The sequence below is a fragment of the Allobosea sp. P1_A7 genome (genome assembly GCF_056406775.1).
The window spans coordinates 26542-36675 of the sequence record NZ_JBFTZN010000023.1 but is presented as its reverse complement, the minus strand read 5'-3'; the positions used below and the strand labels follow the sequence as shown (position 1 = coordinate 36675).

Here is a 10134-nt window from a genome sequence, read left to right as displayed (position 1 = left end):
GCGCTGAGCCTGGCTCGGCGCCGCGACTTGGTGTCGCGACTTGGGGCGTCTATTCCGGCCGCAGCAGGACGTGCTTCTTGCGGCCGAAGGAGAGCTTGATCACGCCCTCCGGCGAGAGATGGCCTGCCCCGAGCGCCGCGCGCTCATCGGTGACGACCTCGTCATTGACGCGAAGACCACCGGACTTGACCTGCCGGCGGGCTTCGCCGGTCGAGGGCACCAGGCCGGCGGTGACGAAGGCGGTCAGGACGCCGAGACCTGCGTCGAGAGCGGTCCGCGAGACTCCGACACTCGGCAGGTCCTCTGCGAGCGTGCCCTCCTCAAAGGTCCGGCGCGCCGTCTCGAAGGCCGCTTCCGCAGCCTCGCGGCCATGCAGCAATGCGGTGGCCTCCGTCGCGAGTACCTTCTTGGCGTCGTTGATCTCGGAACCGCCGAGGGCTGCCAGACGGGCGATCTCGTCCATCGGGAGCTTGGTGTAGAGCTTCAGGAAGCGCTCGACATCGGCGTCCTCGGTATTGCGCCAGAACTGCCAGAACTCATAGGGGCTCATCAGATCGGCATTGAGCCAGACGGCGCCATTGGCGGTCTTGCCCATCTTGCCGCCCGAGGCCGTCGTCAGCAGCGGCGACGTCAGCGCATAGAGCTGCACATTCGCCATGCGGTGGCCGAGGTCGATGCCATTGATGATATTGCCCCACTGGTCGGAGCCGCCCATCTGCAGCACACAGCCCGTGCGCTTGTTCAGCTCCACGAAGTCGTAGGCCTGCAGGATCATGTAGTTGAATTCGAGGAAGGACAGCGACTGCTCGCGGTCGAGCCGCATCTTCACGCTGTCGAAGGACAGCATGCGGTTGACCGAGAAGTGACGGCCGACATCGCGCAGGAACTCGAGATAGTTGAGCCCGAGCAGCCAGTCGGCATTGTTCAGCATGCTCGCCGCACCGTCGAAGTCGAGATAGCGGGCAAAAACCTTGCGGATACCCGTCAGGTTGCGCTCGATGTCTTCGACCGTCAGCAGCTTGCGCGCCTCGTCCTTGAAGGACGGGTCACCCACCATCGAGGTGCCGCCGCCCATCAGCGCGATTGGCTTGTGGCCGGTCTCCTGCATCCAGTGCAGCATCATGATCTGAATCAGCGAGCCCGCATGAAGAGACGTCGCGGTCGCGTCGAACCCGATATAGGCGCTGATCGGCCCCTTCAGCGCAGCCGCATCAAGCCCTTCCGGATCGGAGATCTGATGAACATAGCCGCGCTCGGAGAGAACGCGCAGAAGATCGGATTTGAAAGTCGTCATGGCGAAAGCTCGTTTGCATAATGCGACCTCATCTCCGAGGAGCAACCGCGGATTGCGTCCCGAAGGATGTCTCCAGCATGCGCTGGAGCGCCCTTCGGGATGCCGCTTCGCGACTCCCTGGGATGAGGGCTGAATTCAGACCTGTTCCTGTTCGGCCTTGCTGATCTCGGGGCCGACCTTGCGGTCGAGATAGAGGCTGACCGCCTCCATCAGCTGGTCGACGCGACCATCGAAGAAGTGGTTGGCGCCCTCGACCACGGCGTGTTCGATCTGGATGCCCTTCTGGGTCTTCACCTTCTCGATCACGGCCATGACCTCCTTGACCGGCGCCACGCGGTCTTCCGAACCGTGCACGAACAATCCGGAGGAAGGGCAGGGTGCCAGGAAGGAGAAATCATAGCGGTTCGCCATCGCGGCGATCGACATGAAGCCCTCGATCTCCGGGCGGCGCATCAGCAGCTGCATGCCGATCCAGGCGCCGAAGGAGACGCCGGTGATCCAGCAGCTCTTGGCCTCGGGGTTCAGCGCCTGCATCCAGTCCAGCGCAGCGGCGGCGTCCGACAGTTCACCGGCGCCATGGTCGAAATGGCCCTGGCTGCGGCCGACGCCGCGGAAATTGAAGCGCAGCGCCGAAAAGCCCCGGTTCACGAACGTGTAGAACAGATTGTAGACGATCTGGTTGTTCATCGTGCCGCCGAACTGAGGGTGCGGGTGCAGGATGATGGCGAGCGGGGCGCCCTTCTTCTTTGCGGGCTGGTAGCGACCTTCGATCCGTCCGGCCGGTCCGTTGAAAATCACCTCGGGCATATCACACTCGCCTTTTGTTGGGGCAGAGCCGCGCGCAACCGGCAAATCGGCGGCAAACTGCCGTCCAAAATGTCCCGCTGCCCTTGACGGACCTGCCGCTCGCGCCCTACATCAAGCGCTTAGAATAGTTCTAACAGCCGTGAACAAGACCGGAACAAACGAGCGGTTTGCCGTTTTGGCGAACCTGCGGTCCCGGAACACGGCCGGTTGGATGGGCGGCTATAGCACGGCGCAGGGGTGCAATTTCAAGCATTTCGTGCCGGCCAGGCCGCCGCTGGATCGGAGCTTCGCAAACGTGACCGGGTYAGCCCGCAGCTATCTCGACCACAACGCCACCACGCCGGTTCGCCCGGACGTGGCGGAGGCGATGCTGGCCGCGTTGCGCATGCCCGGCAATCCATCCTCCGTCCACGGTGAGGGCAGGCTGGCGCGGGCTGCTGTCGAGAAGGCACGGGAACAGGTCGCACGCCTTTGCGCTGCCAGCCCGGCCAACGTCGTTTTCACCAGCGGCGGCACGGAGGCCAATGCCACGGTGCTTTCGCCGGGGTTGATGGAATGCAGTGGCGGACGCGATTGCATCCGCGTGCCGGGCTCGCTTCTGCTCTATGGCGCGACCGAGCATGCCTGCGTCCGCGACGGTCATCGCTTCGCAGGTGGTGCAGCGGAAACCATCCCGGTCGATGCCACGGGGCTTGCCGATCTGGCCTGGCTCGAGGCGCGGCTGCAGAGATTGGCCAGCGAGCAACCCGGCGCGCGGGCGCTCGTTTCGCTGCATCTTGCAAATAACGAAACCGGCGTCATTCAGCCGATTGCCGAAGCAGCGGTCATTGCCAGGCGTTACGGCGCGCTGCTGCACTGCGACGCGGTTCAGGTCGCCGGCAAAATTTCTATCGATATCAACGCATTGGGCGCAGATGTTCTGGCTCTGTCTGCGCACAAGATCGGCGGTCCGAAGGGAGTTGGCGCCATCGTCCTCCGCAGTGGTGCCTACGAACTCGCCGACAAGCCGGTTCGCGGTGGTGGGCAGGAACGTGGCTGGCGTGCCGGCACAGAAAACGTTCCCGGCATCGTCGGCTTCGGCGTCGCTGCCGAGATCGCCGGCGAGGCCATCGCGACCGAGGCGGCCAGGCTTTCGGATCTCCGCAACATGCTGGAAGCCGGTATCCTGTCCCTCGCACCGGAGACGGTTCTATTCGGTGGCGCTACCCCGCGTCTGCCGAATACCAGCGCCTTCGCGACGCCGGGGATCAAGGCGGAAACGGCGTTGATCATGCTGGATCTCGCTGGCATAGCGCTCTCGTCCGGCTCGGCCTGCTCCTCGGGCAAGGTCAAGCGCTCGCATGTCCTGGATGCCATGGGCGTCGACCCTGTCATGAGTGCAGGGGCCTTGCGGGCGAGCCTGGGATGGACCACTTCCGAGGCCGATATCGCTCATTTCCTTGCGGCATACGCGAAGGCGCTTGCCGCGAAAACCGGTCGGGAGAGGCAGGCGGCGGCCTGACTGTTCCGGCGACTATCTTGAAAGAACCGGCGGGCCTTGAACCCGCGACTGGAGACTGAATATGGCAGCGGTCCAGGAGACCATTGATCAGGTCAAGTCGATTGACGTGACCGAGTACAAATACGGCTTCGTCACCGAGATCGAAGTCGATAAGCCCGCCAAGGGGCTGACCGAAGACACGGTCCGCTACATCTCGGCGCGCAAGAACGAGCCGGCATGGATGCTGGAATGGCGGCTGGATGCCTTCCGGCGCTGGAAGACGATGACGGAGCCAACCTGGTCGCGCGTCAACTACCCGCCGATCGATTATCAGAACATCTATTACTACGCCGCGCCGAAGATGGGCGCGCAGCCGAAATCGCTCGACGAGGTCGATCCGGCGATCCTTGAGACCTATAAGAAGCTCGGTATTCCGCTCCGTGAGCAGGAGATTCTCGCTGGCGTCGCGCYGGAGAACCGCGTTGCGGTCGATGCCGTCTTCGACTCCGTTTCGGTTGTCACCACCTTCAAGAAGGAGTTGGCCGAGGCCGGCGTGATCTTCTGCTCGATCTCCGAGGCGATCCAGGAGCATCCCGAGCTCGTCAAGAAGTACCTCGCCACCGTCGTTCCGGTGACCGACAACTACTTCGCCACGCTGAACAGCGCGGTCTTCACCGATGGCTCCTTCGTCTACATCCCCAAGGGCGTGCGCTGCCCGATGGARCTGTCGACCTATTTCCGCATCAACGAGCAGAACACCGGCCAGTTCGAGCGCACGCTGATCATCGCCGAAGAGGGCTCCTATGTGAGCTATCTCGAAGGCTGCACGGCGCCGAAGCGCGACGAGAACCAGCTCCACGCGGCGGTGGTCGAGCTGATCGCGCTCGATGATGCCGAGATCAAGTACTCGACCGTGCAGAACTGGTTCCCCGGCGATGCCGAGGGCAAGGGCGGCATCTACAACTTCGTCACCAAGCGCGGCGATTGCCGTGGCAAGAACTCGAAGATCTCGTGGACGCAGGTCGAGACCGGCTCCGCCATCACCTGGAAATACCCGTCCTGCATCCTGCGCGGCGACGGCTCGCGCGGCGAGTTCTACTCGATCGCCGTGTCGAACGGCATGCAGCAGGTCGATAGCGGCACCAAGATGATCCATCTCGGCCGCAACACGACCTCGAAGATCATCGCCAAGGGCATCGCGGCGGGAAAGTCGGACTCGACCTATCGCGGCATGGTCTCGGCGCATCGCAAGGCGACGGGCGCGCGCAACTTCACCAACTGCGATTCGCTGCTGATCGGCGACCAGTGCGGCGCGCACACGATCCCCTATATCGAGGCCAAGACCGCCACCGCGATCTTCGAGCATGAGGCTACGACCTCGAAGATCGGTGAGGACCAGCTCTTCTATTGCCAGCAGCGCGGCCTCTCCGAGGAGGAGGCGGTGGCGCTGATCGTCAACGGCTTCGTCAAGGAGGTGCTGCAGCAACTCCCGATGGAGTTCGCCGTCGAGGCGCAGAAGCTCATCACTATCTCGCTCGAAGGCTCCGTCGGCTAGCGCGACATCATGGTCTGGCATGTCCAGACCAGCCACGCCCTTCTTGAACAGACACCAGCCGCCGATGCTTGGCACAAGACCGAGCGCGACGCGGCAGAAACCGGAACTCTGACCAATGCTCGAAATCCGCAACCTGACCGTCAAGATCGCCGACGAGGACACCCAGATCCTGAACGGCCTGAACCTCACCGTGAATGACGGCGAAGTCGCTGCCATCATGGGGCCGAACGGCTCCGGCAAGTCGACCCTGTCCTATGTCATCGCCGGCAAGGAGGACTATGAGGTCCTCGACGGCGAGATCCTGCTGAATGGCGAGAACGTGCTGGAGATGGAGGCCGATGCCCGCGCCGCCGCCGGCATCTTCCTGGCCTTCCAGTATCCGCTGGAGATCCCCGGCGTCGCCACCATGACCTTCCTGAAGGCGGCGATGAACGCGCAGCGCAGGGCTCGCGGCGAGGACGAACTGCTGACGCCAGACTTCATCAAGCGCGTCAACGCTGCAGCTGATGGCCTTGGCATCAATCGCGAAATGCTGCGCCGCCCGCTCAATGTCGGCTTCTCCGGCGGTGAGAAGAAGCGCATGGAGATCCTGCAGATGGCGCTGCTCGCGCCCTCCATGTGCATCCTTGACGAGACCGATTCCGGCCTAGACATCGACGCGCTGCGCATCGTTGCCGAAGGCGTCAATGCCTTGCGCGACAAGAGCCGCGGCTTCCTGGTGATCACCCACTACCAGCGCCTGCTCGAGCACATCGTGCCCGACACCGTGCATGTCATGGCCAGGGGCCGCATCGTCCGCACCGGCGGCAAGGAACTGGCCCTGGAGCTCGAGAAGAGCGGTTACGCAGCCTATGGGGAGGCCGCCTGATGGCCATCGTCACCCCGCTGAAGACCGCGGCCGAGCAGGTCCTCGCCCAGCAGTTCGCCAATGTGAAGGCTGAGCTGCCGGGAGCCGGGCCGGTTCGCAAGCTGCGCGAAGATGCCTTCGCCGGCTTCGAGGCCAAGGGCCTGCCGCATCGCCGCCTCGAAGCCTGGCGCTATACGGATCTGCGCATGATGCTGCGCGAGGCGAAGCCTCTCGCCGGCGGCAATGCTGCAACCCAGGCCGTGCGCGACCGTCTTTCCACGCTGAAGCTGGACGGTCTCAGGCTCGTCCTGATCGACGGCGCCTTCAATGCCGAGCTTTCGGGCCTCGCTGCCTTGCCCGAGGGCGTCACGGTTCATGCCCTGGCCGACGCGCTGGTTTCGCCGCGCGAGGATCTGACGCGGATCCTCTCCGGTCCCGCCGTCGCGGAAGGCGATACCGGCCTGATGCTCAACACGGCGTTGATGCGTGACGGTGTCCTGGTCGAGATCGCGGAAGGCACCGAACTCGCGGCGCCGATCGCGATCATCTCGCTCGCCTCCGGCGAAGACGAGCAGGCGATCTTCAGCCGCTCGGTCGTGCTTGCCGGCAAGGGCGTCAAGGGCTCGATCGTCGAGATCAGCGAGAGCGCCGGGGCGAAAGCTGCGCAAATCAACACGGCGATCGTCTTCGAAGCCGGCGACGAAAGCGAGATCCAGCACATCCGGCTCGTGACGCGCCAGCCGGCCGAGACAGTGCAGGTGCTGAGTCTGCTCGCGACTGTTGGCGCCCATGCCAGGTTCGACTCCTTCGCGTTGATCTGCAATGCGGGCACGGTGCGTCAGCAGCATTTCGTGCGTTATGCCGGAGAGCACACTGAGGTCGGGCTACGCGGCGTCAACCTGCTCGGTGGCCAGGAGCATTCCGACGTCACGCTCGTGGTCGACCATGAAGTCCCTCACGGCACCAGCCGCGAGCTGTTCAAGTCGATCATTGGCGGCGAAGGCACCGGCGTCTTCCAGGGCAAGGTCATCGTGCGTCAGCATGCGCAGAAGACCGATGGCAGCATGAAGAGCAATGCGCTGCTCCTGAACGACGGCGCGACCATGTTCAACAAGCCCGAGCTCGAGATCTTCGCCGACGACGTGGTCTGCGGCCATGGCGCCACCGTGGCGCAGATCGATGGCGAGCAGCTGTTCTATCTGATGGCGCGCGGCCTGCCGCGGCCTCAGGCCGAGGCGCTGGTTCTGCAGGCCTTTGCCGGCGAGGCGGTCGAGTTCGTTGCCGACGAGGCGTTGCGCGACCTGATCATGGGCGAAGTCGAAGGTTGGCTCGCCAACCGCGAGCACACAGCCGAGAAGGCAGCCTGATGCCATACGTCAATCTCCAGATCACCAAGGGTGCGACCCGTGAACAGAAGGCCGAGATCGTCAAGGAGTTCACGCAGACCCTTGTCCGCGTGCTCGGCAAGAACCCGGACAACACCCATATCGTGATCCAGGAGATCGAGCGCGAGGACTGGGGCCATGCCGGCGTGCTCGTCGCCGACAGGCCAAGCAATCCTGGAAAGGCCTGACCATGAATGCGCCGGTGAAGCCTTATGACGTTGCGGCGATCCGCCGGGATTTCCCGATCCTGAGCCGGGAGGTCTACGGCAAGCCGCTGGTCTATCTCGACAATGCGGCCTCGGCGCAAAAGCCGAATGTCGTCATCGATGCGATGAGCCGGCTGATGCGCGAGGACTATGCCAATGTCCATCGCGGGCTGCACTACCTCGCCAACGCGTCGACTGAGGCCTATGAGGCGGCGCGCGAAAGCGCGCGCCGCTTCCTCAATGCCGCCCATCTCGAAGAGATCATCTTCACCCGGTCCTCGACCGGCGCGCTGAATCTCGTTGCCTCGTCTCTCGGGCGCCATCTCGGCATCCAGGAGGGCGACGAGATCATTCTCTCGATCCTGGAGCACCATTCCAACATCGTGCCCTGGCACTATTGGCGCGAGCGGCATGGGGCGGTGATCAAATGGGCGCCGATCGACGAGGACGGCAATTTCCTCATCGAGGAATTCGAGAAGCTGATCTCGCCGCGCACCAAGATCGTGGCACTGACCCATATGTCGAATGCGATCGGCACGATCGTTCCGATCGCCGAGGTTGCTGCCATCTGTCAGGCCTATCGGATTCCGCTGGTCGTGGATGGCAGCCAGAGCGCGGTGCATCTGCCGGTCGACGTGCAGACCCTCGGCTGCGATTTCTACTGCTTCACCGGCCACAAGACCTATGGACCGACTGGCTCCGGCGTCCTCTGGGGCAAGCGCGAATGGCTGGAAAAGCTGCCCCCCTATGAGGGCGGCGGCGAGATGATCGTCACCGTCAGCGAGGACGCGATCACCTATAACGACCCTCCGCATCGCTTCGAGGCGGGGACGCCGGCGATCGTCGAGGCCGTGGGGCTTGGTGCCGCGCTCGACTACATGATGGCGCTGGGGCGCGAGAATATCGCCGCCCACGAGGCCAAGCTCACCAGCTATGCCATGCAGCGGCTCGGCGAGATGAACTCGATCCGGATATTCGGCAGGGCTGCGAACAAGGGTGCGATCGTCTCCTTCGAGTTGAAGGGCGCGCATGCGCATGACGTTGCGACCGTGATCGACCGCGCAGGTGTCGCAGTCAGGGCCGGTACCCATTGCGCGATGCCGCTTCTGGCCCGATATGGAGTGACGTCGACCTGCAGGGCTTCTTTCGGCCTCTACAATACGCTGGAAGAAGTCGACCATCTGGTCGAGGCGTTGCGGAAGGCCGAGAGCCTTTTCGCCTGAACGGGATTGTTGTGATGAGTGAGAGCGCCACCGAAGAGCTGAAGCCGAACGCCCCCAGCATGGGCGCGAGCTCGGGCCTGCCGCCGGAGGAGATCGATCGTCTCACCGACGATATCGTTGCAGCGCTGAAGACGGTCTACGATCCGGAGATTCCGGCTGACATCTATGAGCTCGGCCTGATCTACCGGGTCGATATCGCCGATGACCGCCAGGTCGCGATCGACATGACTCTGACCGCGCCAGGGTGCCCGGTTGCCGGCGAGATGCCCGGCTGGGTCGAGAACGCGGTGAGCGCCGTGCCCGGCGTCGCTGCGGTGACGGTGAGCATGACCTTCGATCCGCCCTGGGACCAGTCCCGGATGTCGGACGAGGCCAGAGTAGCGCTCGACATGTGGTGACAAGGGCAGGCGGGCTTCCGTGCGGGGACAGCGCAGGACGAACGAGCGGGAGCTCGCGATCGCGCGGCGCGCATATGCCCGGCAGATGCTCGCCAGCGTCGGCGTCGCCGATAATCCTGCGCTCGAGAGCGCCTTTGCGGCAGTCGCGCGCGAGTGCTTCATCGGCCCGCCGCCATGGCATATGTCGCGCGGCGGCAGCTATGYGATCCTGACATCCAGTGATCCGACCGTCGTCTATCAGGATGTCCTGATCGCCTTGGCGCCGGAGCGCGGCGTCAACAACGGCAGCCCAAGCCTGCATGCCCATTGGCTGAATGCGCTGAGGCCGCGTGCGGGCGAGCGCGTCGTCCATATCGGTGCTGGCACCGGATATTATACGGCAATCCTGGCGCAGCTTGTCGGCCCCGCGGGACAGGTGCTGGCGGTCGAGTACGATCCGRTCTTGGCCGAGCGTGCCGCCGCCAATCTGTCGGACCAGCCCTCGGTCACGGTCATCAAGGGCGACGGCGCCGAATGGCCGCGCGAGCCGGTCGATTGCATCTACGTCAATTTCGCCGCCGCCCGCCCTGCCGAGGCATGGCTCGATCGCCTCGCGCCCGGTGGCCGGCTGATCTTTCCGCTTGGCGTGCCCGGGCCGGTCGATGCAAGGGGCAGGAGAGGGCGACATTCCTTTCGCGGTGCGGGCTATCTGGTTGAACCTCAGGGCGAGGGCTTCAGCGTCTCCTGGCTCGGAATGGCATCCTTCGTCTGCGCTGAAGGCGCCCTTGCCGGGACGCCGGCCGAGCAGGCGGCCCTGTGGGCGGCCTTTGGCGGCGGAGATGCGGAATTCGTGCGCAGCCTCAGGCGCGGCGACGAAAAATCCTCTGCGCGGCTCTGGCTGCAGGGCAATGGCTGGAGCCTGAGCTACGACACCGCCACGAAGGAGCACTGATCTCCGCC

At 64.2% G+C, this 10134-nt stretch carries 10 protein-coding genes; 8 read left to right on the top strand and 2 right to left on the bottom strand.

The features are described from left to right. Window positions 1-49: 49 nt before the first annotated feature. Together tyrS and AC1D34_RS06290 are read right to left on the bottom strand one after the other, a co-directional pair. Entirely contained in the window at window positions 50-1294 is a 1245-nt protein-coding gene (gene tyrS, locus AC1D34_RS06295) for a tyrosine--tRNA ligase (RefSeq protein ID WP_441491793.1), read from the bottom strand. A 135-nt stretch (window positions 1295-1429) separates the two neighbouring features. Then, entirely contained in the window at window positions 1430-2101 is a 672-nt protein-coding gene (locus AC1D34_RS06290; protein WP_113515436.1) for an alpha/beta hydrolase, read from the bottom strand. Between the two features lie 295 nt (window positions 2102-2396). Between AC1D34_RS06290 and AC1D34_RS06285 the strand changes: the two genes are divergently transcribed. The 8 genes from AC1D34_RS06285 (at window position 2397) to AC1D34_RS06250 (ending at window position 10126) form a co-directional block, all read left to right on the top strand. Beyond that, window positions 2397-3602 (top strand): cysteine desulfurase family protein, encoded by a 1206-nt coding sequence (locus tag AC1D34_RS06285; protein WP_476823761.1) that lies wholly within the window; start codon window positions 2397-2399, stop codon window positions 3600-3602. 61 nt (window positions 3603-3663) lie between these two features. Further along, window positions 3664-5136 carry a Fe-S cluster assembly protein SufB gene (sufB, locus tag AC1D34_RS06280; RefSeq protein ID WP_476823760.1) on the top strand — a complete coding sequence of 491 codons (1473 nt, stop codon included), beginning with the start codon at window positions 3664-3666 and terminating at the stop codon, window positions 5134-5136. Between the two features lie 115 nt (window positions 5137-5251). Further along, window positions 5252-6004 (top strand): Fe-S cluster assembly ATPase SufC, encoded by a 753-nt coding sequence (gene sufC / locus AC1D34_RS06275; RefSeq protein WP_441491790.1) that lies wholly within the window; start codon window positions 5252-5254, stop codon window positions 6002-6004. Then, window positions 6004-7350, top strand: a complete 1347-nt coding sequence (gene sufD, locus AC1D34_RS06270) for a Fe-S cluster assembly protein SufD (protein ID WP_441491789.1) — start codon at window positions 6004-6006, stop codon at window positions 7348-7350. The genes sufC and sufD overlap by 1 nt, the downstream gene beginning before the upstream one ends. Next, window positions 7350-7556 carry a tautomerase family protein gene (locus tag AC1D34_RS06265; protein WP_069880753.1) on the top strand — a complete coding sequence of 69 codons (207 nt, stop codon included), beginning with the start codon at window positions 7350-7352 and terminating at the stop codon, window positions 7554-7556. Before sufD ends, AC1D34_RS06265 begins: the two co-directional genes overlap by 1 nt. 2 nt (window positions 7557-7558) lie before the next feature. Beyond that, a complete protein-coding gene (locus AC1D34_RS06260; protein ID WP_441491788.1) occupies window positions 7559-8797 on the top strand; it encodes a cysteine desulfurase in 1239 nt (412 codons plus the stop codon). 14 nt (window positions 8798-8811) lie between these two features. After that, a complete protein-coding gene (locus AC1D34_RS06255; RefSeq protein WP_441491787.1) occupies window positions 8812-9195 on the top strand; it encodes an SUF system Fe-S cluster assembly protein in 384 nt (127 codons plus the stop codon). Between the two features lie 19 nt (window positions 9196-9214). After that, window positions 9215-10126, top strand: coding sequence for a protein-L-isoaspartate O-methyltransferase family protein (locus tag AC1D34_RS06250; RefSeq protein ID WP_476823759.1), 912 nt, complete (start codon window positions 9215-9217; stop codon window positions 10124-10126). The last annotated feature ends 8 nt before the right edge of the window (window positions 10127-10134 follow it).